Below are 24,998 nucleotides of genomic sequence, written 5' to 3'. Positions count from 1 at the left end.
GTCTAGCGGCCGATCTGAAACAAGGGAACCCGATGTCCCCTGCCATTTATGAACGTCGTTAACGGCTTAGTAACCTGCTCTACCGGGGAAAATTGCGGCGAAAAGACGGCAGGTTTCGTATGCGTCTCTCGTCTTCCGGCGCAGTCTGTCATAAGTATGCGCCGACAAGCAGAGGTCCGCAATGATCAATATTACGTTCATCGATGCCGAAGGCACGGCCCGCACCGTGGAGGCGGAGGAGGGCGCAACCGTCATGGAAACGGCCATCCGCAATGGCATTCCCGGGATCGAGGCAGAATGCGGGGGAGCCTGCTCCTGTGCCACGTGTCATGTCTATGTCGCAGAGGAGTGGGAGGCCGCGACGGGCCAGCCTCAGCCCATGGAGGAGGACATGCTCGACTTCGCCTACGATGTGCGTCCCAACTCGCGGCTGTCATGCCAGATCCGCGTCAGGCCCGAGCTCGACGGACTGGTCGTTCACACGCCGACCCGCCAAGGTTGATCCGGAGATAAGCCGATGTTCAAGACGATCCTGGTGCCTGTCGACCTCGGGGAAGTGGAAGCGGCGCAGCCCGCCATCGACAAGGCGGTGGAGCTTGCGATGGCTTCGGGCGGCACTCTGCGCCTGATCTATGTGCGCGCCATCGTCCCGGTGACCTACATGGAGTTCATGCCGCCGACCTTCGACGAGGAGCAGCAGGGCGAGGCGGAGAAGCGACTGGCGGACCTCGCCGCCAAGGTGGCGCTCCCGGCGGAGCGCGTCTCCGCCGTGGTCCGGCTCGGCTCCGTTTACAACGAAGTGCTGGACGAGGCCGAAAAGACCGGGGCTGACCTCGTCGTCATCGGCTCGCATCGGCCGACCATGGCGACTTACCTGCTCGGATCCAATGCCGCCACGGTCGTGCGCCATGCCCGGTGCTCGGTGCTGGTGGTGCGAGCCTAGAGCCTCGTTGCGTGCGGACCTGAAGGGCCGCACGATGCGCTCGACGGTCTACCGATCGAGATCACCGGGACAAGCCCGGCGATGATACCCTCCGCACGTCATGGCCGGCCTTGTGCCGGCCATCCCGATCCGGTGAGGCGCGGCGCTCTACGGAAGCGGGATCACCGGGACAAGCCCGGTGATGACGTGGAGAGGTGGGATGGGTGGGTGATGATACCCTCCCATGTCATGGCCGGCCTTGTGCCGGCCATCCCGATCGGGAGGGTGCGGCGCTTCTCGCATCGGGATCACCGGGACAAGCCTGGTGATGACGTGGGAGGATGAGACACTCGGCTGGCGCCGCCCTCCACGGCATGGCCGGCCCTGGCCCGGTGATGACGCGGAGAGATCACAGGGTTGCGGATTGCCCCTCGTTCAAGGAGCCTTCGGCAGGAGCTCCGCCGGCAATGCCCCGGCGCGGAACGGGCGGGGCTTGTTGAGCCTGATCATCGGCTCGATCTGCCAGACCCCCACGACCGCGAACAGCGCTCCCAGCAGCGCGACCCCTGTCGCGCCCATGCGCAGAGCCTGCCAGATCAGATAGGCCATGGCGAGGAGCGACGCGATGGCAAGCGCCGAGGTGGGCAGCCAGAGCCCCAAGGGCTTCCCGGCCACGAATCTCGCCCGGGGGTTTGCCCGGGCAATGGCCTCGCAGAGGGATTGGGCGAAGGCGCGGTACTCCCGGGTCAGCTCCCGGGCCTCCACCAGGCTCTTCCAGTCGAGCGAGTTGAATGTGAAGGACTTGCCGTCCCTCATGACGACCTTGGTGCGGAACGATTTCTGCGCCAGCCGGCCGGGCTCGAACGTCATGCGAACGGTGCTGACGGCCCCGAGCTGGACCTCATGCACCTTGCGGCCCGAGTCCACGGTGAGCTTCTCGCCCCTGAGAGTGAAGGAGATCGGCCCGCCGAAGGGCTTGGGGCTGTGGGTATAGGTCTGGGTCATGAGGCTTCTTAGAGCATTTTTCGGTGAAGTGGATCCGGTCCACCGTCAGAAAATGCGGCTCGGCAAAGAAGAGAGCTGCTTCCACTCACATGGAATCAGCGCTAGCGGCGCAGCATCCGTTCCGCGAACCCGACCGGCTCTGCCTCTGAGGCTCTAGAGTGGTCCGCTTTTCGCTGACGCGGCCCTCTGGGTCCGTCCGATGCGCTAGCGGACCAGTTCCCGCATCGCGTGGTCGATGCCTTCGAGAGTGAGCGGGTACATGCGCTCCGCAAAGAGATCCCGGATCAGGGTGAGGGATTGCGTGTAGCCCCAGTGCGGCTGCGGCACCGGGTTGAGCCACACGGCTTTCGGGAAATGGTCGAGAATGCGCCGGATCCAGGCTTGGCCGGGCTCCTCGTTCCAGTGCTCCACCGAGCCGCCGGGATGGGTGACCTCGTAGGGACTCATGGAAGCGTCGCCCACGAAGACCACCCGGTAATCGGACGGGTAGGTGCGGATCACGTCGAGGGTGGGGATCACCTCGTCGAAGCGCCGGCGATTGTCCTTCCAGAGGTTCTCGTAGACGCAGTTGTGGAAGTAGAAGTGCTCGAAGTGCTTGAACTCGAGGCGCGCGGCCGAGAACAGCTCCTCGGCGGCCTCCACATGCCAGTCCATGGACCCCCCGACATCGAGGAAGAGCAGAACCTTCACGGCATTGCGGCGCTCGGGGCGCAGACGCACCTCGAGATAGCCCCTGTGAGCCGTCTCGTGGATCGTCCCGTCCAGATCCAGCTCCTCGGCCGAGCCGGTCCGGGCGAAACGGCGCAGACGGCGCAGGGCGATGCGCATGTTGCGGACGCCGAGCTCCACGCTGTCGTCGAAATCCTTGAACTCGCGCCTGTCCCACACCTTCACGGCACGGAAGTTGCGGTTCTTGTCCTGGCCGATGCGGATGCCTTCCGGGTTGTAGCCGTAGGCGCCGTAAGGGGAGGTGCCGGCGGTTCCGATCCACTTGTTGCCACCCTGGTGGCGGCCCTTCTGCTCCTTCAGGCGCTCCTTGAGGTTGTCCCAGAGCTTGTCCCAGCCCATGGCCTCGATCTGCTTTTTCTCCTCCTCCGTGAGGTAGCGCTCCGCGAGCTTGCGCAGCCATTCCTCGGGGATGCCGCTCGCGTCGAGCGCATGGCCCATGCTCTCGATGCCCTTGAATACCTGGGCGAACACCTGGTCGAACCGGTCGAAATGCCGCTCATCCTTCACCAGGCAGGTCCGGGAGAGGTAGTAGAATTCCTCAACGCTCTTCTCCGCGAGGTCACGGTCGAGCGCCTCCAGCAGGGACAGGTATTCCCGAAAGGAAACCGGCACCTTGGCCGCGCGCAGCTCAGTGAAGAAGGTCAGGAACATCGGGCCAGTGTCCGGCAATGGAGAGGAAGGTCAAGGCCAATCCGGCGCACGGACCGGGTCCTCACTTTCCAACCGTCCGACGTGCCCTGAATTCGATGCGCTCCGGGTTGCGGGTGTTCTTCTTCTTGAGAACTTCGCGGAATTCGTCGCGCCGCTCATGGATCGAGGCAATGACCAACCCCATCGGAACGCCGATATCCGTCAGGACCGCCTCGCTCAGCTGCAGGGAGGCCTCGATGGTCTCGGGCACCGCATCGTCGACGCCGAGATCGTAGAGCTGAGCGGCGTGCTTGTCGTCGCGGGCCCGGGACACGATGGTGATGTCCTGCCGCTCCTGCCGGGCGGCCGCGACCACCGCCCCGATGGCGCTCGGCGTATCGAGGGTGATGACGAGGGCCCGCGCCTGCTCGATGCCGCAGGCGCGCAGGAACTCGGGATAGGATCCGTCCCCGAAATAGACCGGCTTGCCGGCCCGGCGCTGTTCGGCCACGCGGGCCGGGTCGAGGTCGATGGCGAGGTAGGGCACCTTGTGCCGCTGGAGCATGTCGCCGACGAGCTGGCCGACCCGGCCATAGCCGGCCACGATGACACGCCCGGGCTCCTCGGGCGGGGGTGGAACCGTAATCGCCGGGTCGAGGGCGCGCTTCTTCTCCAGCCGGCGGCTCAGGCGGCGTCCCAGCCGGGCGAAGAAGGGAATCGCCACCATGGTGAGCGTGGTCACGATGAGGAGGCTCTGGCCGGCTTCGCCCGGGACGAGCCCGGCCGCCATCGCGCTGCCGAGGATGACCAGCGCGAACTCGCCGCCGGGGCCGAGCAGCAGCCCGGTCTCGGCGGCCTCGGCCGCATTGAGCCCGAAGGGGCGGCTCAGCCAGAAGATGATGACGCTCTTGACGGTGATCACCAGAGTGGCGATCCCCAGGATCGTCAGCGGCGCCTCCAGAAACCGGACGACGTCCAGGTTCATGCCGACCGAGACGAAGAAGACGCCGAGCAGGAGGCCCTTGAACGGCTGGATCGTCGTGTCGACGGCCCGCCGGTACTCGGTTTCCGACAGGAGGATGCCGGCAATGAAGGCGCCGAGCGCCATCGACAGGCCGCTTGCGGCGGCGACCAGGCTCGTGACCAGCACCACCAGCAGGCAGGCGGCCATGAACAATTCGGGGCTCTTCGTCGTCGACACCATCTGGAAGAACGGTCGCAGGACGATGCGTCCGAGCACCACGATGACGGCCAGCGCCAGCGCCGCCTGGAGGAGCGACATGACCAGGGTCAGGGTGGTCACCTCCGGTTGCCGGACGTCCAGCACCGCGATGGTGAGCAGGATCGGCGCCACGGCCAGGTCCTGGAAGAGCAAGGCGGAGAAGCTCGCGCGTCCCGGCGAGGTATTGAGACGCTTCTGTTCCGCGAGGACCGGCAGGACGATGGCCGTGGAGGAGAGGGCCAGGGCGATGCCGATGATGGCGGCGGCCGTCACGGTGGCGACGCTCTTGTACGCGAACAGGCTCAAGGCGAGGGTGCAGAGCACGACCTGAAGCGTCCCGAACCCGAAGACCATGCGTCGCAGGAGGCGCAGGCGCTGCCAGGACAGCTCGATCCCGATGGTGAACAGGAGGAAGACCACGCCGAACTCGGCCAACCGGGAGGTCCCCTCCGGGTCCGTGAAGGTCAGCCAGTCGACCCAGGGATAGCTCGGCATGAGCCGCCCCAGCCCATAGGGACCCAGCAACGCGCCTGCCGCCAGGAACCCCAGGACCGGGCTGACCTTGAGCCGGTGAAACAGGGGGACGACGATGCCTGCCGTTGCCAGAAAAAGAATGGGTTCCTGATAGGCGTGCAGGTCTATCGCAGCGGCCATTGCTTCCTTCCGGTCAGAGATATTGTCCTTCTAGGTCCAAGTGATGCGCAAGGGGTTAATGCCGCGCCCGGCGGCATGGTGGGCGCGACATGAGCGCATGGGGTTTCCATGCCGATCGGCGTGGCCGGGGATCCCGATAGGGTCGGCGGCGATGGCTAATCCAGGGTCGCCAGCGCCTGCGCCAGATCGGCCACGAGGTCGTCCGGATGCTCGATCCCGATGGAGACGCGGATCGTGGCGTCGGAAACGCCGAGGCGATCCCGGGTCGCCTTCGGCACGCCGGAATGGGTCGTGGAGGCCGGGTGCGAGATCAGCGACTCGGTGCCCCCGAGGCTCACCGCGAGCTTGAACACCTGGAGCGCGTTGAGCACCCGGAAGGCCTCCGCCTCGCCGCCCTTGACATCGAAAGAGAAGGTCGAGCCGGGGGCGTCGGACTGGGCCTCATAGACCTCTCTGGCCCGCGAGCCCGCGGGCAGATAGGCGAGATGGTGCACCTTCACCACACCGGGGTGCTCGTGCAGGAACTGCGCCACGATTTCAGCGTTCCGGTTCGCCGCGCTCATGCGCAGGGCGAGCGTTTCCAGCGAGCGCCCGATCATCCAGCAGGAATGGGGGTCGAGCTGGGTGCCGATGGCCGAGCGCAGCAGACGCACCGTCTTCATCAGTTCCTTGGATCCGAGCGCCGCGCCGGCGATCAGGTCGGAATGGCCGCCCACGTATTTCGTCAGAGAATAGACCGAGATGTCGGCCCCGTCCTTGAGCGGCTTCTGGAACAGGGGGCCGAGCAGGGTGTTGTCGCAGACGATCACCGGGCGATGCCCCTGGCTCGCGCCGATCTCGTCGGCGATCTTCTTGATCAGGGCGATGTCTACCAGCGTGTTGAGCGGGTTGGAGGGCGTTTCGATCATGATGACCGAGACCCGGCCCTTGGCTTGAGCTTCCTTCGCGGCCGCGCGGATGCCGGCCTCGTCCACGCCGTCGCCGAAACCGATGGACCCGATGTTCATGTTGGCCAAAGTCTTGGCGATCAGGGTCTCGGTGCCGCCGTAGAGGGGCTGGGAGTGAAGGATCACGTCGCCCGGCCGGGCGAAGGCCAGGATCGTCGTGGAGATGGCCGACATGCCGGACGAGAACAGGAGGCCGGCCTCCGCCTCCTCGAAGATGGCGAGCCGGTCCTCGACGATCTCGGAATTGGGGTGGTTGAAGCGCGAATAGACGAGCCCCGCGGCCTCGCCCTGCGGGGGCTCGCGGCGGCCCGCCACGTAATCGAAGAACTCCTTGCCGTGCTCGGCGCTGTTGAACACGAAGGTGGAGGTGAGAAAGACCGGGGGCTTCACGGCGCCCTCCGACAGGGTCGGGTCGTATCCGTAGCCCAGCATGAGGGTCTCAGGGCGCAGCTTGTGATTGCCGATGCGGTCCTTGTGGTAGCGGTTATTGGCCATAGGTCATCGTCCTCCCGGTTCGTTTGTCATGGGCTTATCCTATGAAGGCGATTGCCGAAAGGCGGGGGCAGGAATTAGGGTCTGGAAGAAACCGAGGAATGGTGAGAATGGCGCGTTTTGCCGGAACCGACACCTATGTGGCGACCGAGGACCTGACGGTGGCCGTCAATGCGGCCATCACCCTGGAGCGGCCCCTTCTGGTGAAGGGGGAACCCGGCACGGGGAAGTCGGTCCTGGCCGAGGAGATCGCCCGGAGCCTGAACGCACCGCTCCTGACCTGGCACATCAAGTCGACCACCAAGGCCCAGCAGGGGCTTTACGAGTACGATGCGGTGTCACGACTGCGCGACAGCCAGCTCGGCGACCCACGGGTGTCCGACATCCGCCACTACATCAAGCGGGGCAAACTCTGGGAGGCCTTCGCGTCCGAGGTGCGGCCCGTGCTGCTCATCGACGAGATCGACAAGGCCGACATCGAGTTCCCGAACGACCTCCTGCTCGAGCTCGACCGCATGGAGTTCTTCGTCTACGAGACCGGCGAGACCGTGAAGGCCGCCCGACGCCCCATCGTGATCATCACGTCCAACAACGAGAAGGAGCTTCCGGACGCCTTCCTGCGCCGCTGCTTCTTCCATTACATCCGGTTCCCGGACGCGGAGACCATGGGTCGGATCGTCGAGGTGCACTATCCCGGCATCAAGCACCGGTTGGTCGAGGAGGCCCTGAAGATCTTCTTCGAGGTGCGGGACGTTCCCGGTCTGCGCAAGAAGCCCTCCACCTCGGAGCTGCTCGACTGGCTCAAGCTCCTGCTCTCCGAGGACATCGGCCCTGAGCAACTCCGGGAGCGCGATACCCGCAAGCTCATCCCGCCGCTTCATGGGGCTTTGCTGAAGAACGAGCAGGATGTGAGGCTGTTCGAGAAGCTGGCCTTCATCGCCAGACGGGACGGGCGCTGATGCTTCGCCTCCTGCTCCTCCGTCACGCCAAGGCCGGCTGGCCGTCCGGTGTCCTCGACCTGGACCGGCCTCTCGCCAAGCGGGGGCAGGAGGCGGCTCCCGTCATGGGAACCTATCTCAAGAGGGAGCGGCTGGAGCCCGATCTCGTCATCCTCTCGCCGGCGCGTCGGACGGAGGAGACCTGGGAGAGGGTTCAGTCGATCCTCGGCGACATCGAGACCCGCCGCGACGGGAGGATCTACGAGGCGCCCGTCGGGCGGCTCATGGATGTCGTGCAGGAGGTGGAGCCCGGGGTCGGGACCCTGCTGATGATCGGCCACAATCCCGGCTTCGAGGAACTCGCGAAGCTTCTCATCGGCGAGGGTGATGTCGACGGGATCCTGCGGCTCGGACAGAAATACCCGACCGCCGGCCTTGCCGTCATCGACTTCCCGCTTGAGGCCTGGAGCGCGATCAAGCCGAAATCCGGGACTCTCGAGCGCTTCGTGACGCCCAAATCCCTCGGGAACGGAGAGGACGACTAGAGCATCGGATCCGATGCTCACATCCTCAAGGGGCGCATCGTTCGGGTCACGCTCGAGGCCCGCTTTCGTCTGCACGATGCGCTCGGCGGTCTTGCGATCGAGGTCACCGGGACAAGCCCGGTGATGATACCCTCCGCACGTCATGGCCGGCCTTGTGCCGGCCATCCCGATAAGGTGAGGCGCGGCGCCTCGAACAATCGGGATCACCGGGACAAGCCCGGTGATGACGTGGTGTGTTTGGCCCGGTGACAACACCCTCCCCACGTCATGGCCGGCCCTGTGCCGGCCATCCCGATACGGAGAAGCGCTGCGCCCTTCCGATCGGGATCACCGGCACAAGGCCGGTGATGACGTGGAGTGGGGCACGCTCATGGCCCGCTTTCGTATGCATGATGCTCCCAAGCAAAAGCTCGCAGCATCGGGCGTGAGGTCGATGACGCGTCCGATGCTTGAGACGTCGATTGCGCCCGAAGGACCAGCATCATGCATTGAGACTGAACCGATCGGCCCTACCATCGTTCTGCCTGAAAGCTTTTCCATCCTTTTCGGCCGAAGCGGGGGCTGATCCTTACCATGACGCCTCAGATGGTTCTTGCGATCGCCCTTGCGCTGCGTGCCCTCCTGCCCGGGGACGATCACGGGGCGGGCGAAACTCCCTCGCGGCCTGTCCGGGAGGCGGCCGCTCAGCAGGCGCGCTATGAGCCGGAGCGTCGCGAAGTCACGAACTGGCGCCGAGAGGCCATGGCGGCCCTGGAGCCGAAACCCGTCGTGGCCATGGCGGCTCTTCTCAAGGCCGAGCGCCCCTTCGTCACCCGCTGCGTCAAGCTCAACAACTACTGGTGCATCAAGAGCGCCCGTTGGAACGGCGAACTCGCCACCGACGGCGAGGGCCATGTCGGCTTCATCTCCGCCGATCACGGAGCCGACGCCGCCGCCACCCTGTTGCGACGCTATTACCTGGAATTCAACCGCAAGTCCGCCCTGGACATCGTTCGCCGCTGGGCTCCGGCCGAATGCGGCGTCGCGACGGGCATCGGCGGGATCGCCATGCTGGCGGTGAGAGGCATCGGCGGCACCGTGCGGGCTCAGTACCTCGCCTCGCGCCGCAAGACGGGCGGCGGCGTGCGCTATACGGCGAAAGCCGGCCCTGGAGGCAGGCCGGGTCGGGTGTCCATGGTGATTCCGATGGCGCCGCGGTCGCCGCAGTACCGGGTCCCGAGCATCGCCGAGGGCATGGGCGAGAAGGCGAAGGCGCCGCAGCCGCAGGCCATCGCCCGGCGCAGACCGGCGATGGAGCCGGCGGTTGCCGCCTCTGCGGCGCCGAAGCCCAGCCGGACGGTTCAGGTGGCTGCCGCCTGTCCGTCCGAGGAGCAGCGCCACCGCAACTATGCGGGCCGCATGGTCGAAGGTCTCGGGTTGAAGCCCACCGACGATCTCAAGCTGTTCGCCGAGGACGGCACGCCTCAACCGAACCTGACCCACGTGATGCTGGCGATGTCGGCCTTCGAGCTCGGGGCGCTGCGCGCCAGCCCCGACCTGGTGGAGGAAGCCGTCGAGCGGGCAGCCGCGCGGCTGAAGGAGAATGCGAAGTCCGACGAGAGGAAGGCCGACCTCTCCCGGGCCCCCGCGCCGAGCGTGGAGCGCTGACGCTGTCTTGCACGTTAGGACTTCAAGCCCCACCTTCGAGCTTGGCTTGAGAGCATTAGGTTCATCTTCGTGTCCGTCATCACCGATCTCGCCTCCCGCGCCGGGTCCGCCGCGCAATCGATCTGGGAGGCTTCCGGGCAGCTGATCCAGCCCTCCCTCCGCCTCGGCGTCACGGGGCTCGCCCGGTCCGGCAAGACGGTCTTCACCACCGCGCTCGTGCATCACCTCACCCGCGGCACGAGCCTGCCCGCCTTCCGGGCTTCCGCCGAGGGGCGGATCCGGCGGGCCCATCTGGCCCATCAGCCGGACGACGCGGTGCCGCGCTTTCCTTACGAGGAGCACATGGCGGCCCTCACGGAGAGCCGGCGCTGGCCGCAATCCACCAACCGGATCAGCGAGTTGCGCGTGGATGTGGAATACGAGCGCAAGTCCGGCTGGCGCCCGGGGCCGGCCTCTCTCGCCCTCGACATCGTGGATTACCCGGGCGAGTGGCTGCTCGACCTTGCGCTCCTCGATGCCGGCTACGCCGAGTGGTCCCGGCAGACGATCGAAGCAAGCCGCAAGCGCGATCGCGTTCCTGTTGCCGGGAGCTGGCACGAAACCTTGAAAGCGCTCGATCCTTCAGGGGCGTCCGACGAGATGCTCGCGTCGAAGGCGAGCGAGGCCTTCAAGGATTATCTCACGGCCCTGCGCGCCGGCTCGGAGGCCGTCGCCACCACGCCGCCGGGCCGGTTCCTCATGCCGGGCGACCTCGCGGGCTCGCCCGCCCTGACCTTCGCGCCGCTCGATCTGCCTCACGGGCAGCCGATCGCGCCGGGCAGCTTCGCGGCCCTCATGGAGCGACGCTTCGAGGCCTACAAGACCCATGTGGTCCGACCCTTCTTTCGCGATCACTTCCAGCGCATCGACCGCCAGATCGTGCTCGTCGATGTGCTGGCGGCCATCGACGCCGGTCCCGTGGCCCTCGCGGAACTGGAGGAAGCGCTGGATCAGGTGCTCATGGCGTTCCGGACCGGACGCAACACGCTGCTGTCGCGCCTTTTCTCCCCGCGGGCCGACCGGGTCCTGTTCGCGGCCACCAAGGCCGATCACATCCACCACACGGACCACGACCGCCTGGACGCGATCCTGCGCCTTCTCGTGAACCGTGCCTCGCGCCGGACCGAGGCGGCCGGGGCGCGGGTCGGGACGGTGGCGCTCGCCTCCGTGCGGGCGACCCGCGAGACGACCATCCGCGAGGGCCGCGAGACCCTGCGGGCGGTCGCCGGAGTTCCCGAGGCCGGCGAGCGGGTCGGGGACGAGATCTTCGACGGCGAGGCGGAAGCGGCGATCTTTCCGGGCGAGCTGCCGGAGACGCCGGAGGCCGTGTTCCAGGGCGCTATCCCGCCGGGATCGTTCCGGTTTCCGCGCTTTCGTCCGCCGAAACTGCCGGTCGATGCGGCGGGCCGCATGGCCAAGATGCCCCATATCCGCCTCGACCGGGCCCTTGAATTCCTCCTTGGGGATCGCTTCGCATGAGCCGTCAACCTCGCGCCTATCGCCTCGACGATCCGAATGTCACGGCCGGCGCCGTGCAGGTCACGGAGGAGCCTTTCGACGCCATCGAGGCCGCGGACGGCGTGCTGGTGCCCATGGGCGAGAAGCGCCGTGCCCCGTGGCTCGGCATCCTGATCTCCGCCTTGTCGGGCCTCCTCGTGCTGGGCCTCGGGCTCGCGGTCGAGAACCTGATCGTCGAGCTTTATGCCCTTGCGCCGTGGCTCGGCTGGGTGGCGCTCGGCCTCGCTGTCCTCGCCCTCCTGGCGTTCTTTGCCATCATCGGCCGCGAGGTGGCGGGGATCTGGCGCGAGCAGAAGATCGAAGGCCTGAGGGAGGCCGCGATCGACGCGCTTGCTGTGAAGGACCACAAGGCTGCCAAGAGCATCGTGTCCGATCTCCTGACCCTGTATGGCGGCCGCGCCTCTGCGGCGCCGGGGAGCGCGCGCCTGCGCGGCCTCACCGACGAGATCATCGATGCGGACGACCGGCTCGCCATCGCCGAACGCGAGCTGCTGGCGCCCCTCGATCTGCAGGCCAGGCGGGCCATTGCCGGGGCGGCGAAGCAGGTCTCTCTCGTCACGGCGGTGAGCCCCCGGGCCATCGTGGACGTGGCCTTCGTGGTCTTCGCGGCGGTGCGGCTGTTGCGGACCCTCTCGCGAATCTATGGCGGGCGGCCCGGCCTGTTCGGGTTCCTGCGCCTCGCCAAGGCGGCTTTCAACCACCTCGCGGTCACGGGAGGCATGGCCGTGGGCGACAGCCTCATGCAGCAGGTGTTGGGTCTGGGCCTTGCGGCGCGGATCTCGGCCAAGCTCGGGGAGGGGGTGCTGAACGGGCTCATGACCGCCCGCTTCGGCCTCGCGGCCCTGTCCGTCTGCCGTCCGCTCCCGTTCATCCGCGAGGAGGCTCCGAAGATCGGCGATGTCGCCGGGGAGCTGATCAGCCGGGCGGAGGCCGCGGCCTCCTGACGGGTGCGGCAAATCGTGCACGCCCGACCTTTCCAAGGTGCAAAAGAGGTGCCCGGGCCTCTTAGACAAATCGATGACGCTTAATATCGTTGTCGCCGACCCTGCTTGCCTATATAGGGGCGCCACGGTTCATCGGGGAAGAACGGCTGAACATGACAGACATCGTGATTGATGAGGGTTATCGTCCGACAGAAGACGAGCCCTTCATGAATGAACGGCAAAGGGAGTACTTCAGGCGCAAGCTGATCCGTTGGAAGCACGACATCCTCAAAGAGGCTCAGGAAACCCTCGCCACCTTGCAGAGCGAGAACGAGAACCATCCTGACCTTGCGGATCGCGCCTCCTCGGAAACGGACCGCGCCATCGAGCTTCGTGCCAGGGATCGCCAGCGCAAGCTCATTGCCAAGATCGATGCCGCGCTCGCGCGGATCGAGGACGGCTCTTACGGCTATTGCGAGGAGACCGGGGATCCGATCTCCTTGAAGCGCCTGGAAGCGCGTCCCATTGCAACGCTATCCCTCGAGGCGCAGGAGCGTCACGAGCGGAACGAACGAGTCTACCGGGACGACTGAGATCCTTTTAAGCAACGTCGAAAGGGCTCCGCTTGCGGAGCCCTTTTTCTTTGCGTCTCGCGTCCGTCGGAAAGCGTCAGCCCTTCTTGGAAGGGTCGAGCGGACGTCCCAGGAGGCGGGCGAACTCCGCCTCTATATCCTCGACGGAAAACGGGTCCGTCGGCTTCTGGGGGGCGGCGGGCGGCTCTTTCGCCTGCGGCGGGAGGGGGGCCGTCATCGGCGGAGGAGGCGGCACCGGCCGGATCGGCTCGGGGGCCGGCGTTGGTCTGGCCGGAGGCGCGGGCTCCGGGGCCGGCGGGCGATCGTCTTCGTCCTGGCGGTCGTACACGGCGACATGTTCCGTTTCGGCGGGCGTCGGTTCGAGGATCTCGTCTTCGTCCCGGGCCTCCTCAGGCTCGGAGGCGCCGGCTCCAAGCGCCGGAGCGACCGGGGGTACGGGAGCCGGATTCGCGGGGCGCTTCAGCGCCTCTTCGAGCTGCTTTGCCATGTCCGACAGGAGACCCGCGCCGGGACCGGGCCGCTCGGCCGCGGCTGGACGGTCGACCGGTGCCGGTTCCCGGATCGGTTCCGGCGGCGCCGGAGGGGGCGGAGGAACCGGTGTCGGGCGCGACTGGAACGGGGGAGGCGCCATGCTCGGGCGCGGCTCCGGGCGCTCCACGGGCGGGGCCGCAGCGGATTGAGCCGTCTGAACCGTGGGCGTCCGCGCCTCGGCGCGAAGTCCCTGGATGGCCGGGGCAGCCGAAACGGCGACCGCGTCAGGCTTCAGAGCCGGCTCAGGATGAGCCGGAACGGAAGCGCTCACCGACGCGACGGGTGCGAGTTCCTGGTCGATCTCGGAATCCTCGGAAGGACGCCGCACGAAAGCGCCGAGCTGGGCGGCGAGCTGGGTTTCGATGGAGGGGCGGCCGTTGGGCTCGACCTGAGGAGGGCGGGGAGGCTGATCGAGCGTCGGCTCGAACCGTTCCACGCCCGTGTCGTTGGACGGTGCCGGAATGCGGGCACCGGCGACGCGAACGATATTGGTCTCGATGACGACGTCGTTGGGGCCGCCGATGAGAAGGAGGTGTTCGACATTGTCACGACGGAGAAGGAGAAGCTGCCGCTGCCGGTCGAGATCGTAGACGTCGACGATGCCGAGCCTCGGTTGGCGGCTGCCGCGACCGCGATCGCTGCCGGGCATCATCAGTCGGGCGCCTGTCAGCTTGCGGAAGACGACGCCGAAGAGCACGAGCAGGATCAGAATGATCGCGAATGCAATCGCGAACTGGACTGCCCGTGACGCTTCGATACCGAAAAGAGATGACACGATGTACTCTCAAGTGTTTGCAGGCCGTGCAGGCCCGTTCCGTGGTGGTTGTACCACATTGCCCGTGAAAGCCAGCCGCAAGGTTAACAAATGGTTAACGGACGCGGGCTTCAGCGGACCGGCATGTGGATGAGGATCGGCCCTCGACGATGGGACCAAGATGGGTCCGTTCGCCCTTTCATCAAGGAAAATAGGGAATTCCTATGGCGAAATCGTCATAGGGCGATGGTCGCGGAGCAGCCGGGCCCTTGCGTCGGATCGTGGCTCCGCCTTAGAGGTCGATCAACGATTAGTGTGTAAGATGAGCGGCAGAGATCACGCGATTGGCTGCAACATTGCGGCCGGCGCCACAGGGCACCACCGCCTCCGTTGAGGATTTTGACATTCCATGGCTTACGAGGGCGACACGCCAAAAATCTCGGCCATCGACCGTTCCGACCGCCATGGTCATATCGGGTGGGTCCTGCTCTTGGCTGGGATCCTCGTCGGCGCGACTCTGAGCCTGCGTTTCCTGGGCATGGACCAAGCCCAGCCCCTCATTCTCGGCCTGCTTGCGTTCTTCGCCATGGCGGGCGTGTTCTTCCTCTTTGCCATGTCGATCGGGGTCGTGCAGTTTTCAGGACGGACGGCGCGCAACGATATCACCAAGCTGATGGCCGACACGTCGACGGACGGCCTCGTGGTGATCGAGGATGACGGGCGCATCACCTATGCCAACGAAGCCTACCTGTCTTTTGCAGGCCTGCAGGGAGGAGAGGTGCGTCCCGTCGAGCGCCTGTTCATGGGAGCGCCCGAAGTCTCCGAGGCGATCTACCGGCTGGCCCAGGCCGCGCGGGAGCATCGTACGGGCACGGAGGAAATCCGTCTCTCGCCCTCGTTGAACGGCGCCCACGAATTCGGCTGGTACCGCGTGCGCGTGCGTCCCGTACCGCGCCCCAACGGTCGGCTCGCGGCACTCTGGACCATCTGCGAGGTGACCCATGAGCGGGAGCGGCAGGAGAACGTTTTCCAGGAACTCCAGCACGCCATCGACTATCTCGATCACGCGCCGGCGGGCTTTCTCTCGGTCGATCCCGAGGGCTCGATCATCTACCTGAACGCCACTCTTGCCTCATGGCTCGACTACGATCTCGCCCAGGTCGGCTCGGGTGGGCTGAATCTTGCCGACATCGTGCCTCGCGACGTGGTGTCGATGATGACGTCGTTTTCCGGGGAGCCGGGCAGCGTTCGCACGGAGACGTTCGATCTCGACCTGCGCCGCCGCAACGGCCAGTTTCTCCCCGTGCGCCTTTACCACCGGATCGCCTTCGGGCAGGACGGCCGGATGGGCGCTTCCAGGACCCTTGTCCTCAACCGCTCGGCCGGCGGAGAAGTCGACGAGGGGCAGCGGGCTGCCGAAGTGCGCTTCGCCCGGTTCTTCAACAACACGCCCATCGCCATCGCGACCGTCGATCAGGTCGGCCGGATCGTTCATGCCAACGCGCCGTTCTCCAAGCTGTTCGGCACGCTGGTCCGCGGGGGCGAGGGCGGTGTGACCGGGGCATCCATCCTCGACACGGTCCGCGAACGCGGCCCCATCGAAATCGCCCTCAAGGCGGCGGCGGAGAACAAGGGAGACATTCCGCCCCTGGAGCTTCAGACCGTGGGAGAGAACGCTGGCTCCGTCCGGGTCTGGGCGACGCCCGTCGGCGATACGGGCGCCGAAGGCGAGACGGCGATCCTGTACGCTCTCGACACGACCGATTTCCGGAAGGTGGAGGAGCAGCTCGCCCAGTCCCAGAAGATGAACGCGGTCGGGCAGCTCGCCGGCGGCGTGGCCCACGACTTCAACAACGTGCTCCAGGCGATCATCGGCTACAGCGACCTGCTGCTCGCCAATCACCGGCCGACGGATCCGTCCTTCCAGGACATCATGCAGATCAAGCAGAACGCGAACCGGGCCGCCAGCCTGGTGCGTCAGCTGCTCGCCTTCTCCCGCCGCCAGACATTGCGGCCGGAAGTGCTCAACCTCAACGATCGGCTCTACGACCTCTCCATGCTGCTCAAGCGCCTGCTGGGCGAGCGCGTGGAGCTCGATCTGAGCCACGGCCGCGACCTGTGGTTCGTCAAGGCGGACGTCAACCAGTTCGAGCAGGTGGTGGTGAACCTCGCCGTCAATGCCCGCGATGCGATGCCCGGCGGCGGCAAGCTCGCGATCCGCACGGCGAACGTGGCGGCCGCGGAGGCCGCCCGGCTCGGCGTGAGCGCGATGCCGCCGGCGGATTACGTGGTCATCGAGGTGTCCGATACGGGCTCGGGCATGACGCCCGACGTAATCGAGAAGATCTTCGAGCCGTTCTTCACCACCAAGGAAGTCGGCAAGGGAACGGGGCTCGGCCTCTCCACGGTCTTCGGCATCGTCAAGCAATCGGGCGGCTATATCGACGTGGACTCGACGCCGGGACAGGGCACGACCTTCCGCATCTACCTGCCGCGGCACGTTCCCGACGTGCAGGACGCGCCCGAGGAAGCTAAGGCCGATGCGCCCAGGAAGGCGGCCGCCGACATGACCGGCCAGGGCACCATTCTTCTGGTCGAGGACGAGGACCCCGTCCGCGCGGTCAACGCCAGGGCGCTCTCCGCCCGCGGCTACACTGTGCTCGAGGCTGCCTCCGGCGTCGAGGCACTGGAGATCATCCGGGAGCGCGGCGCCCCGGTCGATCTCGTGGTCTCCGACGTGGTCATGCCGGAAATGGACGGCCCGACCCTGCTCGGCGAGTTGCGCAAGCTCTACCCCGGCCTGAAGGTGATCTTCGTGTCCGGCTATGCGGAGGAGGCCTTCCGCAAGAACCTTCCGGAAGGGGAGGAGTTCAACTTCCTGCCGAAGCCCTTCAGCCTGCGCCAGCTGGTCGAGATCGTGAAGCAGGTGATGGTCCGCTAACCTGCTGAATTTCCTGAATTTTAACCCTGCGGCATCGTGCCCGGCCCGAGAGTTGTGGATTCCCTGACGAGAACGAAAAAAGAACTTGTAAGGGGGAACAAAGTGAGTACATATATTCTCTCAACACCGCGTTGAGATTCACTCCTCCTCCATGCCATAAGGATGTCAGGTCATGTCACAGTCCTCCCTGCGACTGGTGGAAAGCTCATCAATGGATAAAGATAAATCGAAAGCTCTCGACGCGGCGCTGTCCCAGATCGAGCGCGCCTTCGGCAAAGGCTCGATCATGCGGCTCGGCAAGGGCCAGCAGCCCGTGGAGATCGAGACCGTTTCGACCGGTTCTCTCGGCCTCGACATCGCGCTCGGCGTCGGTGGTCTGCCCCGCGGCCGCATCATCGAGATCTACGGGCCGGAATCCTCCGGCAAGACGACCCTGGCCCTGCACACCATCGCCGAGGCGCAGAAGAAGGGTGGCGTCTGCGCCTTCGTGGACGCGGAGCATGCCCTGGACCCGGTCTATGCACGCAAGCTCGGCGTCAACCTGGACGATCTCCTGATCTCGCAGCCCGACACGGGCGAGCAGGCGCTCGAGATCGCCGACACGCTGGTCCGGTCGGGCGCGGTCGACGTGCTGGTCATCGATTCGGTTGCGGCGCTCACCCCGAAGGCGGAGCTCGACGGCGAGATGGGCGAGGTCCAGCCGGGCCTCCAGGCCCGGCTCATGAGCCAGGCCCTGCGCAAGCTCACCGGCTCGATCTCGCGCTCGAACACGATGGTGATCTTCATCAACCAGATCCGCATGAAGATCGGCGTGATGTACGGAAGCCCCGAGACCACGACGGGCGGCAACGCCCTGAAGTTCTACGCGTCCGTGCGCCTCGACATCCGTCGCGTCTCGACCCTCAAGGACCGGGACGATCCGATCGGAAACTCGGTGCGTGTGAAGGTCGTGAAGAACAAGGTGGCCCCGCCCTTCAAGCAGGTCGAGTTCGACATCATGTTCGGCGAAGGCGTGTCGAAGGTGGGCGAGCTCATCGACCTCGGCGTCAAGGCCGGCATCGTCGACAAGTCCGGTGCCTGGTTCTCCTACGACAGCCAGCGCCTGGGCCAGGGCCGGGAGAACGCCAAGCAGTTCCTGCGCGACAATCCCGAGGTGGCCGGCAAGATCGAGGCCCTCATCCGCCAGAATGCCGGTCTGCTCGCCGACCGCATCCTGGAGCAGGCGACCCCGACCGCCGACGACCTGGACGAAGGATCCGCAGAATAAGCTTTTGCTCTCCTTCAAGGGCAAAGAGAGGCCGTCGCGAGAGATCGCGGCGGTCTTTTCATTTTCCGCCCTGCCCGGATCCCGCCCTGGGACCGCCGAGCCCGGCCCGGGCCCCGACGGCAGGCTGGGACGACCCGGGAGAATAGACGACGCGCGCCTCGACAGCGCGGGCGCAGACGGCTAAAACCAGCCACCACCTCGATCTTTCGGGCAAAAAGCGCCCTTACCTTAAGTTTGAAAACCCATGAACATGAACGGCGTCAACGAAATCCGGTCGGCCTTTCTCGAATACTTCGCCAAGAACGGCCATGAGGTCGTGGCCTCGAGCCCCCTCGTGCCGCGCAACGACCCGACCCTGATGTTCACGAATGCCGGCATGGTGCAGTTCAAGAACGTCTTCACCGGCGTCGAGAAGCGGCCCTACAGCACCGCGACCACCTCGCAGAAATGCGTCCGCGCCGGCGGCAAGCACAACGACCTCGACAACGTGGGCTACACGGCGCGCCACCACACGTTCTTCGAGATGCTCGGCAACTTCTCGTTCGGCGACTACTTCAAGGAACGGGCGATCGAGCTCGCCTGGGGGCTGATCACCAAGGAATTCAACCTGCCAAAGGACAGGCTCCTCGTCACCGTCTATCACGACGACGACGAGGCGGCGAACCTGTGGAAGAAGATCGCCGGGTTCTCGGATTCGAAGATCATCCGCATCCCGACCTCGGACAATTTCTGGCAGATGGGCGATACCGGCCCCTGCGGACCCTGCTCGGAAATCTTCATCGATCAGGGCGACAAGCTCTGGGGTGGCCCTCCGGGAAGCCCCGAGGAGGATGGAGACCGGTTCCTGGAGTTCTGGAACCTCGTGTTCATGCAATACGAGCAGATCGAGCCGGGCAACCGGATCGGCCTTCCCCGACCGTCCATCGATACCGGCATGGGCCTTGAGCGAATCTCGGCCATCATGCAGGGCGTCTATTCGAACTACGACACGGATCTGTTCCGCACCCTCATCGAGGCCGTGGCCCATGCCACCGGGGTGGCGCCCGAAGGCGACCGCAAGGCCTCGCACCGCGTGATCGCCGACCACCTGCGCGCCTCGTCCTTCCTCGTCGCCGACGGCGTGCTGCCGTCGAACGAGGGGCGCGGCTACGTGCTCCGCCGGATCATGCGCCGGGCCATGCGTCACGCGCAGCTTCTGGGCGCCAAGGACCCGCTCATGTACCGCCTCGTGCCCGCCCTGGTGCGCGAGATGGGGCAGGCCTATCCGGAACTCGTCCGCGCCGAGGCGCTGATCACCGAGACCCTGAAGCTGGAAGAGACCCGCTTCCGCAAGACCCTGGAGCGCGGCCTGTCGATCCTCGACGAGGAGAGCCGCGAGCTGGGCAAGGGCCAGAACCTCTCCGGCGACACGGCCTTCACGCTCTACGACACCTATGGCTTCCCGCTCGACCTAACGCAGGATGCGCTCAAGCCCCGGGGCATCGGCGTCGACACGGATGCTTTCAATACTGCCATGGAGCGCCAGCGCGAGAAGGCGCGCGCGGCCTGGTCCGGCTCGGGCGAGGCGGCGACGGAGACCGTGTGGTTCTCGGTGAAAGAACGCACCGGCGCGACCGAATTCCTGGGCTACGATACGGAAACTGCCGAAGGCATCGTCTTGGCGCTCCTGAAGGACGGCCAGGAGGTGGCGGAGCTCAAGGCCGGCGAAACCGGCCTCGTGGTCCTCAACCAGACGCCGTTCTACGGGGAATCGGGCGGTCAGGTCGGCGACACCGGCGTCATGCAGGGCGAGGGCGCCCGGGTTTTCGTGACGGGGACCGAGAAGAAGCTCGGCGACCTCTTCGTGCACCATGTCACCGTCGAGCACGGTTCCCTGAAGCTCAGTCAGTCGCTGGAGCTGATCGTCGACCACGAGCGTCGCTTCGCCGTGCGCTCCAACCATTCGGCCACCCATCTCCTGCACGAGGCCCTGCGCCAGGTGCTTGGCGATCACGTGGCCCAGAAGGGCTCCCTGGTGGCGCCCGAGCGCCTGCGCTTCGACTTCAGTCACCCGAAGCCCATCGAAGACGCGGAACTCGCCCGCGTGGAGGAGATCGCCAACAGGGTGCTGCTCCAGAACGAGCCTGTGGTCACCAAGCTCATGGCGGTCGATGAGGCGATCGAGTCGGGCGCGCGCGCGCTCTTCGGCGAGAAATACGGCGACGAGGTCCGCGTCGTCTCCATGGGCAAGGGCGAGACCAACAAGGCCTTCTCGGTCGAACTCTGCGGCGGCACGCATGTGAATCGCACGGGCGATATCGGCGTCATCACCATCGTGGGCGAAAATGCCGTTGCGGCAGGTGTCCGCCGCGTCGAAGCCATGACGGGCGATGCCGCCCGGCGTCACCTCGCGGCGGAGAGCCGGAAATTGCGCGAGGTCGCGGGCCTCCTCAAGACGCCGGTCGACGAGGTCTCCTCGCGTCTGGCGGCGCTTCTGGAAGAGCGCCGCAAGCTCGAGCGGGATCTGGCCGAGGCCCGTCGCAAGCTCGCCATGGGCGGCGGTGGCGGCGAGAGCGATCCCGTCAAGGACATCGCCGGCATCAAGCTCATGGCCCGAGCGGTCACCGGGGTCGAGATGAAGGATCTCAAGAGTCTCGCCGATGAGGGCAAGAAGCGCCTCGGCTCGGGCGTTGTCGCCATCGTCGGCGTGGCCGAGGACGGCAAGGCCGGTATCGTGGTCGGCGTCACCGAGGACCTGACCGCGAAGGTCGATGCGGTGGCCCTCGTGCGGGTCGGCTCGGAAATGCTCGGCGGCAAGGGCGGCGGCGGACGGCGCGACATGGCCCAGGCCGGCGGCCCCGACGGCGCCCGGGCGGAGGCGGCGCTGGCTGCCATCGAGGCTGCCCTGGCGGCCGCTTGAGCGCGCGACCCGTCCCGGACGGCGCGAGCCGGTGTGGGCGGTTCCACGATGCACCGATGTCGTGGCCGGCCTCGTGCCGGCCATCACGATCCGGCCAGCGCAGCACCTGACCGAGAGAGACCGGGGCGCACTGGAGCGCCCTCATTCATGGTCCGGGTGCTGGCGCGAGGCCATCTTGCGCAACTCCTCCGGCGTCGCGCCATCCTCGGTCCGCTCGCCGGGGAGCGTGTGAAGCATTCCGAAGGCCGGAAGCCCGCTCTCGATCCCGTATTGGATCTCCGGCGTGATCCGGCCCGGCTCGTCCAGGCTGCCGATCGAGACGGTGATCCGGTCGCGCTCCACATAGGCGAAGGTGAGCGGAGTCCCGCAATCCCGGCAGAAGCCGCGCTCCACGGCCTCCGAACTCTTGAAGATCCCGGGCCGCCCCTTGGTCCAGACCAGGTCCCGTCGCGGGACCCCGGTGAGCGGCGCGAAATAATTGCCGAAAGCCTTCTGGCACATGCGGCAATGGCAGATGCTGGCATGGGTCGGCTCCGACATCAGCGCGTAACGGACCGCGCCGCACTGGCAGCCGCCGGTCATCGCGGGTGTTTTGCTATCCGTCATCGGTGAACTCCTGCGTCTGTTTGTCAGAGGGGCGCCCGGAGCGGGCCTTCGTCAAGTCCCATCGGGCCGTTGCGCTTGCAGGGATGCGGTCGCCCTTGCAGGATCACAGCGTCCGATCGCAGCCCTCGACGAAAAGGCCCAGCATCTCTCCGCCTCGATCCTGGATCGGGCGATAGACCAGGTCGATCCGGCGCTCCTCCAACGGACCCCGAGGCACCATCTGCAGGCTGATCGGCAGAAGCTCGCCGACGAAGGTCTGTCTCGTCCTGTAGACCCGATCAAGCAGTTCGTAATAGCCCTGGCCGGCCAGTTCCGGGAGGGCATCCCGCACGGGCATGGTAAAGAGATTCCGGTGTCCGACCAGTTTGAAATAGTCGGCATTCGCTTCATGGTAGATGTGGCTCGGGCCCTTGAGCACCGCACGGAACGTCGACCCCGGCAAGACGCTGATATGGGCGGCCTGCATCAGATAGCCGCCGGCCTGCTCGAGCGGCACCGCCACGGTCAGCGGCTCGATCATGGGCTCGGTCGTGGGCTCGGTCATGGCTTCGTATTGTTCGACTGCCGCGATCGCGACGCGAGCGTGCTCCCGGAAGCGCTCCTGGAGGTATAGGGGTTCGCTTGCCCAGCCTCGCGCGTTCTCGAGGCTCTCGTAAAAGCCCCGGGCAACGGCCTCCACCTCCTCGTCGGTCATATGCACCTCTCGCCTGAACAATGCCGCATCTAGCGCATCGTGCAGAAAAGTGGACCCGGTTTTCACTAGCGTGGCCCTTCGGGTCGCTTGCGCGGCCCGCCGGGTCTGCCCCGAACGATGCGCCGCTTCAGGACGTGAGCATCGGACGTGAAAAGTGGGTCCACTTTTCACTGGCGTGGCCCTTCGGGTCGCTGACGCGGCCCTCTGGGTCACGTCCGATGCTCGAGACCGATGACACCGAACGGATCAGCAGGGCCAAGTCGATGTTCAGCGACGAATGTAAAGAGGATCAAATGCGCGTCGGCACTCGACGAAAGTATCGACGCTGCGTAAGCCAAAACCTGTTGGAAGCAGATCGGCCGAAGCGTCCGGGCATCATGCGGGCTCGATGCCTGCTATGCTTTCGGTAAGAGTGCGCTCGTCGCCCACATGGCAGCCTGGGTGCGGTTCTGTGCGCCGATCTTCTTCAGGATACCCTGGATATAGACTTTGATCGTCGCTTCCGAAAGGTTGAGGCTGATGGCAATATCCCGGTTCTTCGTCCCGTTCATCAGGAAGCGGAGGATTTCGATCTCCCGGCTCGACAGCTGCTCCTTGAGGGCGCCGCTGGCGACGAGGCCTTGGTCGCCGAGTGGAGTGGGCGGGCTCGAGGCGACCGCATTCACTGTCTTGTCCAGGACATTCCGCACGGAAGCCGAGGGAAAGTACACTTCTCCGAGCATCACCAACTCCAGTGCCTTGACCAAGACGCTTTCGTTGCTGGATGTCAGGCAGAAGCCGTTCGCGCCGTCGGCACACAGGCGCGCCAGGATGCCATCGTCGAAGGAATCCGACACGACGACGACGCGGGAGCCCGGATGCTGCGACTTCAGACTAGAGATTTCGGCTAGAGTCTCGTCGAGGGGCTGGGCAATATCCAGGATGAACAGATGATCGCCGCTCCGTTGTGAGCGCCGGTCCCGGTCGCCCTCGTCATCGGCCTCGTTCTGAACGTCGAAAGCGCTTCCCGCCAGCATGTGTTCCAGAGCGACACGCAGCATGAAGCTCTTGCACAGAAGTACCGTTTTCACCTGCATGGCATGCTGCTTCCGATCCACGACGGGGCATTGCGGCCCTCACCGGGCCAAGGGCTTAGCCATTTTGCCGCACGCACGCAACAGCACCAGGGTGGAGCGATGCGGGCAGTCGCTCTCTTATAATGTTTCTCGTTCGACCTGTTAAGCCGCTCGCTCGAAGGGATTGGTACTGCTTGCCGGGTCGGCGTGCTCGGCCCGATCCCGCCGTCGAACTCGCTGCGGCCCAGGACTGACCTGGGGGCGCCTTTATGATATGTCCCGTAGGTCGCTCAATAGCGCGGTCCGACCGCTCGACCGGCGGCCTGGAGGGACATACCGGGGCCGCCGTCGCCCGGAGGCCGAGGAACCGGCCGGGCATCGCCGGCAACCGAGCGTTTCGAAGGCGCCGAAATGATCTGGACAAGGGATTCCGCGGCAGCCTCGGAGCGCTGCGCTTCACCGGCCCGACGGCTGCTCGTGATCTTCAATCCGGCTGCCGGGCGGCGCCGGCGCCGGCGCCTCGCGGCCGTCCTCGACGGGCTGGAGAGACAGGGGAGCGAGGTCGCGTTGCGGGAGACCGCAAGTGCCGGCGATGCGGAGCGCGTGGCCCGGGAGTGCGGTCCCGACATCGGCGCCGTCGTGGTGGCGGGCGGCGACGGGACGATCAACGAGGCAATCAACGGCCTGATGGCGCGGGAGCCGTCGTCGTCGCCGGCGCTCGGGATCATCCCGATCGGCACCACCAATGTTCTGTCGCGCGATCTGGGCATTCCACAACAGGCGGAGGCGCTGGCACAGCTGCTCGCCCGCGGGGAGACGCGAAACATCTATGTCGGCCGTGCGAATGGGCGCCACTTCTCGCTCATGTGCGGTGTCGGCATGGATGCGCATATCGTCAGCCGCACCAGCCTTCGCCTGAAGAAGAGGATCGGCAAGCTGGCCTATGTCGTGCAAGGACTGCGCGAGCTCGTGGCCAACGTGCCGCGCCGCTATCGCGTGGAGATCGATCGGTCGGAGGTGGTGGAGGCAAGTTCCGTCATCGTGACCAAGAGCCGGCTCTATGGCGGCGAATTTCAGCTCGCCCCACAGGCCGCCATCGGGAGGCCGGAACTCCAGGTCTGCCTCTTCCTGCGCGGCGGGCGGTTCAGCACGCTCGTCTACGTCATCGGCATGGTCGCAGGGCATCTCGACCGGATGCCCGGCTACCGGACGGTGACGGCCAGGGCGATCCGCATCGACGGCCCTGATGGGGATCCGACCCAGCTCGACGGAGATCCCGGCGGGGGCCTCCCGCTCGAGATCGGGCTGGGCGAGCATCCGCTGACCGTGATCGCACCGTGAGAAAGGAGTGCTGATACCATAACCCGATGTTGTCGAGATCCGATCCGGTTAGGGTCGAGACAGCAAAAAGCCCGGCGCTGAGGCCGGGCTCTCTGTCGTCTCAAGG

Annotated in this window: 20 protein-coding genes; 12 read left to right on the top strand and 8 right to left on the bottom strand. The window is 66.0% G+C overall.

Going from position 1 to position 24,998, the window contains the following annotated elements; genetic code table 11:
* The first annotated feature begins 181 nt into the window (after window positions 1-181).
* Together OCW50_RS03285 and OCW50_RS03280 are read left to right on the top strand one after the other, a co-directional pair.
* Complete coding sequence (locus OCW50_RS03285; protein ID WP_262296430.1) at window positions 182-502, top strand: 2Fe-2S iron-sulfur cluster-binding protein; 321 nt, start codon at window positions 182-184, stop codon at window positions 500-502.
* Between the two features lie 15 nt (window positions 503-517).
* Window positions 518-943, top strand: a complete 426-nt coding sequence (locus OCW50_RS03280) for a universal stress protein (RefSeq protein ID WP_262296429.1) — start codon at window positions 518-520, stop codon at window positions 941-943.
* Between the two features lie 414 nt (window positions 944-1,357).
* On the opposite strand, the gene OCW50_RS03275 is transcribed toward OCW50_RS03280, so the two are convergent.
* The 4 genes from OCW50_RS03275 to OCW50_RS03260 form a co-directional block, all read right to left on the bottom strand.
* The gene (locus OCW50_RS03275; protein ID WP_262296428.1) at window positions 1,358-1,927 is read right to left on the bottom strand and encodes a hypothetical protein; all 570 of its coding nucleotides are present in this window, start codon (window positions 1,925-1,927) and stop codon (window positions 1,358-1,360) included.
* Between the two features lie 204 nt (window positions 1,928-2,131).
* Window positions 2,132-3,307, bottom strand: a complete 1,176-nt coding sequence (locus OCW50_RS03270; RefSeq protein ID WP_262296427.1) for a vWA domain-containing protein — start codon at window positions 3,305-3,307, stop codon at window positions 2,132-2,134.
* A 61-nt stretch (window positions 3,308-3,368) separates the two neighbouring features.
* The gene (locus OCW50_RS03265) at window positions 3,369-5,162 is read right to left on the bottom strand and encodes a cation:proton antiporter domain-containing protein (protein WP_262296426.1); all 1,794 of its coding nucleotides are present in this window, start codon (window positions 5,160-5,162) and stop codon (window positions 3,369-3,371) included.
* Window positions 5,163-5,317: 155 nt separating this feature from the next.
* Complete coding sequence (locus OCW50_RS03260; protein ID WP_262269752.1) at window positions 5,318-6,604, bottom strand: cystathionine gamma-synthase family protein; 1,287 nt, start codon at window positions 6,602-6,604, stop codon at window positions 5,318-5,320.
* 107 nt (window positions 6,605-6,711) lie between these two features.
* Here OCW50_RS03260 and OCW50_RS03255 point away from each other — a divergent pair, with 107 nt between their 5' ends.
* The 6 genes from OCW50_RS03255 (at window position 6,712) to dksA (ending at window position 12,804) form a co-directional block, all read left to right on the top strand.
* Window positions 6,712-7,560 (top strand): AAA family ATPase, encoded by an 849-nt coding sequence (locus OCW50_RS03255; RefSeq protein WP_262296425.1) that lies wholly within the window; start codon window positions 6,712-6,714, stop codon window positions 7,558-7,560.
* A complete protein-coding gene (locus OCW50_RS03250) occupies window positions 7,560-8,084 on the top strand; it encodes a SixA phosphatase family protein (protein ID WP_262269754.1) in 525 nt (174 codons plus the stop codon). Before OCW50_RS03255 ends, OCW50_RS03250 begins: the two co-directional genes overlap by 1 nt.
* A gap of 585 nt (window positions 8,085-8,669) precedes the next feature.
* Entirely contained in the window at window positions 8,670-9,731 is a 1,062-nt protein-coding gene (locus OCW50_RS03245; protein WP_262296424.1) for a hypothetical protein, read from the top strand.
* A 69-nt stretch (window positions 9,732-9,800) separates the two neighbouring features.
* Entirely contained in the window at window positions 9,801-11,249 is a 1,449-nt protein-coding gene (locus OCW50_RS03240) for a YcjX family GTP-binding protein (RefSeq protein ID WP_262269756.1), read from the top strand.
* Complete coding sequence (locus OCW50_RS03235; RefSeq protein WP_262296423.1) at window positions 11,246-12,232, top strand: YcjF family protein; 987 nt, start codon at window positions 11,246-11,248, stop codon at window positions 12,230-12,232. Before OCW50_RS03240 ends, OCW50_RS03235 begins: the two co-directional genes overlap by 4 nt.
* A gap of 152 nt (window positions 12,233-12,384) precedes the next feature.
* Complete coding sequence (dksA, locus tag OCW50_RS03230) at window positions 12,385-12,804, top strand: RNA polymerase-binding protein DksA (protein ID WP_009489488.1); 420 nt, start codon at window positions 12,385-12,387, stop codon at window positions 12,802-12,804.
* Window positions 12,805-12,880: 76 nt separating this feature from the next.
* Here dksA and OCW50_RS03225 read toward each other — a convergent pair whose 3' ends face one another.
* Window positions 12,881-14,110 (bottom strand): hypothetical protein, encoded by a 1,230-nt coding sequence (locus OCW50_RS03225; RefSeq protein WP_262296422.1) that lies wholly within the window; start codon window positions 14,108-14,110, stop codon window positions 12,881-12,883.
* Between the two features lie 388 nt (window positions 14,111-14,498).
* Here OCW50_RS03225 and cckA point away from each other — a divergent pair, with 388 nt between their 5' ends.
* The 3 genes from cckA to alaS all read left to right on the top strand — a co-directional run bounded on the left by cckA (window position 14,499) and on the right by alaS (window position 21,196).
* Window positions 14,499-17,030 carry a cell cycle histidine kinase CckA gene (cckA, locus tag OCW50_RS03220; protein ID WP_262296421.1) on the top strand — a complete coding sequence of 844 codons (2,532 nt, stop codon included), beginning with the start codon at window positions 14,499-14,501 and terminating at the stop codon, window positions 17,028-17,030.
* 172 nt (window positions 17,031-17,202) lie between these two features.
* Complete coding sequence (gene recA, locus OCW50_RS03215) at window positions 17,203-18,297, top strand: recombinase RecA (protein ID WP_009489491.1); 1,095 nt, start codon at window positions 17,203-17,205, stop codon at window positions 18,295-18,297.
* A gap of 250 nt (window positions 18,298-18,547) precedes the next feature.
* Window positions 18,548-21,196, top strand: a complete 2,649-nt coding sequence (gene alaS, locus OCW50_RS03210) for an alanine--tRNA ligase (RefSeq protein WP_262296694.1) — start codon at window positions 18,548-18,550, stop codon at window positions 21,194-21,196.
* Window positions 21,197-21,337: 141 nt separating this feature from the next.
* Here alaS and OCW50_RS03205 read toward each other — a convergent pair whose 3' ends face one another.
* From OCW50_RS03205 to OCW50_RS03195, 3 genes are all read right to left on the bottom strand, one after another.
* A complete protein-coding gene (locus tag OCW50_RS03205) occupies window positions 21,338-21,802 on the bottom strand; it encodes a GFA family protein (RefSeq protein ID WP_262296420.1) in 465 nt (154 codons plus the stop codon).
* 103 nt (window positions 21,803-21,905) lie between these two features.
* On the bottom strand, window positions 21,906-22,496 hold the full coding sequence (locus OCW50_RS03200) for a PAS domain-containing protein (protein ID WP_262296419.1): 591 nt from the start codon (window positions 22,494-22,496) through the stop codon (window positions 21,906-21,908).
* Between the two features lie 395 nt (window positions 22,497-22,891).
* Window positions 22,892-23,572 (bottom strand): response regulator transcription factor, encoded by a 681-nt coding sequence (locus OCW50_RS03195; RefSeq protein WP_262296418.1) that lies wholly within the window; start codon window positions 23,570-23,572, stop codon window positions 22,892-22,894.
* 390 nt (window positions 23,573-23,962) lie between these two features.
* Here OCW50_RS03195 and OCW50_RS03190 point away from each other — a divergent pair, with 390 nt between their 5' ends.
* Complete coding sequence (locus OCW50_RS03190) at window positions 23,963-24,892, top strand: diacylglycerol/lipid kinase family protein (protein WP_262296417.1); 930 nt, start codon at window positions 23,963-23,965, stop codon at window positions 24,890-24,892.
* Window positions 24,893-24,998 lie beyond the last annotated feature (106 nt).

Origin of the sequence: Microvirga sesbaniae (assembly GCF_025460805.1) — a bacterium.
Lineage (GTDB): Bacteria > Pseudomonadota > Alphaproteobacteria > Rhizobiales > Beijerinckiaceae > Microvirga > Microvirga sesbaniae.
This window is presented reverse-complemented; position numbering and strand designations above follow the sequence as displayed.

Excerpts from the sequence above, each read along its gene's own strand:
- OCW50_RS03285 (WP_262296430.1), top strand. The coding sequence starts at position 182 with ATGATCAATATTACGTTCATCGATGCCGAAGGCACGGCCCGCACCGTG.
- OCW50_RS03280 (WP_262296429.1), top strand. The coding sequence starts at position 518 with ATGTTCAAGACGATCCTGGTGCCTGTCGACCTCGGGGAAGTGGAAGCG.
- OCW50_RS03275 (WP_262296428.1), bottom strand. The coding sequence starts at position 1,927 with ATGACCCAGACCTATACCCACAGCCCCAAGCCCTTCGGCGGGCCGATC.
- OCW50_RS03270 (WP_262296427.1), bottom strand. The coding sequence starts at position 3,307 with ATGTTCCTGACCTTCTTCACTGAGCTGCGCGCGGCCAAGGTGCCGGTT.
- OCW50_RS03265 (WP_262296426.1), bottom strand. The coding sequence starts at position 5,162 with ATGGCCGCTGCGATAGACCTGCACGCCTATCAGGAACCCATTCTTTTT.
- OCW50_RS03260 (WP_262269752.1), bottom strand. The coding sequence starts at position 6,604 with ATGGCCAATAACCGCTACCACAAGGACCGCATCGGCAATCACAAGCTG.
- OCW50_RS03255 (WP_262296425.1), top strand. The coding sequence starts at position 6,712 with ATGGCGCGTTTTGCCGGAACCGACACCTATGTGGCGACCGAGGACCTG.
- OCW50_RS03250 (WP_262269754.1), top strand. The coding sequence starts at position 7,560 with ATGCTTCGCCTCCTGCTCCTCCGTCACGCCAAGGCCGGCTGGCCGTCC.
- OCW50_RS03245 (WP_262296424.1), top strand. The coding sequence starts at position 8,670 with ATGGTTCTTGCGATCGCCCTTGCGCTGCGTGCCCTCCTGCCCGGGGAC.
- OCW50_RS03235 (WP_262296423.1), top strand. The coding sequence starts at position 11,246 with ATGAGCCGTCAACCTCGCGCCTATCGCCTCGACGATCCGAATGTCACG.
- dksA (WP_009489488.1), top strand. The coding sequence starts at position 12,385 with ATGACAGACATCGTGATTGATGAGGGTTATCGTCCGACAGAAGACGAG.
- cckA (WP_262296421.1), top strand. The coding sequence starts at position 14,499 with ATGGCTTACGAGGGCGACACGCCAAAAATCTCGGCCATCGACCGTTCC.
- recA (WP_009489491.1), top strand. The coding sequence starts at position 17,203 with ATGTCACAGTCCTCCCTGCGACTGGTGGAAAGCTCATCAATGGATAAA.
- alaS (WP_262296694.1), top strand. The coding sequence starts at position 18,548 with ATGAACGGCGTCAACGAAATCCGGTCGGCCTTTCTCGAATACTTCGCC.
- OCW50_RS03205 (WP_262296420.1), bottom strand. The coding sequence starts at position 21,802 with ATGACGGATAGCAAAACACCCGCGATGACCGGCGGCTGCCAGTGCGGC.
- OCW50_RS03200 (WP_262296419.1), bottom strand. The coding sequence starts at position 22,496 with ATGACCGACGAGGAGGTGGAGGCCGTTGCCCGGGGCTTTTACGAGAGC.
- OCW50_RS03195 (WP_262296418.1), bottom strand. The coding sequence starts at position 23,572 with ATGCAGGTGAAAACGGTACTTCTGTGCAAGAGCTTCATGCTGCGTGTC.
- OCW50_RS03190 (WP_262296417.1), top strand. The coding sequence starts at position 23,963 with ATGATCTGGACAAGGGATTCCGCGGCAGCCTCGGAGCGCTGCGCTTCA.